Raw genomic sequence first — 1,183 nt, forward strand, 5'->3', positions numbered from 1 at the left:
CAACACTTCGGACAAAATTAAGCAGCGATCACGCCGTAGGAGCGCAGACTTTCGTAGTTGGGATGGGATTTAATCGCAGTCGGGGACAGCGCCAACTTTGAAATAAAGCGCTCAAGTAAATGGTCATTGAGTGCCCGTCGTTTCAAACTTGCCATCGAGAAGACCCAGGGTTGCCCACCCGCGTTGGCTTGAGTTGCCTCAAGTTTGGCGAGATTCAGGGCGGTAAAACTGGCATTAAAGTGGAAGTCCAGCTTTCTGACATCGCGCGCTTGGCAATCCCCTAGACCCGTGAATTGCTTGGCATCGCGAAAGATGAACTCAATTTGAAAGCGTAACTTGTAGAAGCGATAGATTTCATCAGCAGATTGCTGCACATCGGTTGAGAACAGCACGACGTAGCTCGGCTTGTTAGGCTTGCGGGTGTCTTGGAGGTAAGCGAGTCGAATTTGCCGCTTGAGGGAGACGTGCCAGACGACTTGCGTGAACAGGTCAACGCCGGGTTGCAGTTGACGCACCCAGGTAAACCCAGTCGAGTCGGCTAAATTGACTTTGCTGGCGTATTTGCGTCTGGCACCGCGCGCCTTCTGCTTTCCCTCAAAGAGAAACCGCAGGTTGGCATCGCGCCGCAAGCGACTAATCACGTCGAGTTTGAGAACCACCACACCTGTGACAAAGGGCTGATGGGCATAGGCACCATCGACCGCAAGGTAGCGAACTTGTGCCGGTAGGTGCCCACGAACTCGCTCCAGTTGATCGAGGTAATAATCCATTCGCGTCAGTTCCGGGAACATCGTCTGCTCAAAGGTCTGCTCGGCTTGCACGCTGTACCCCTCTTCCGTCTCGACATTCACCACCGCCACCAACGACACCTCTAACCCCGTTTCGACTCGACCGTGGCTGCCATGATAAAACTGGTCTAGCCCAAAGGTCTTCTTTCCACTCTTGGGGATGAAGGAGCAATCCATCACGGCGATCATCGCGGCATTCTCTCGCACGGCGCTTCTGACCACTTCCAGGTTGAACTGAGTAAACGGGAACGACCGCTTGAACCTGCGGCGATACGTCTTTTCGCTCAACAAGCTGTAGCGGCTCAAGTTGGTAAAGTTGACTTTCCCACAGACAATCAGGATGGTGGCGAACAGCGTCGTGAGTCCCTTGACCTGGGGTTTGCTCAACCCACCCA

1 protein-coding gene is annotated in these 1,183 nt (G+C 53.8%); it reads right to left on the bottom strand.

Translation table 11 applies throughout. The features are described 5' to 3' along the window. Positions 1 to 17 precede the first annotated feature (17 nt). Positions 18 to 1,183, bottom strand: a 1,166-nt coding sequence (locus ACJ2PR_RS36035; RefSeq protein WP_446880661.1) for a transposase, incomplete at its 5' end; no start/stop codon positions are given.

The organism is Phormidesmis sp. 146-33, from assembly GCF_052939515.1.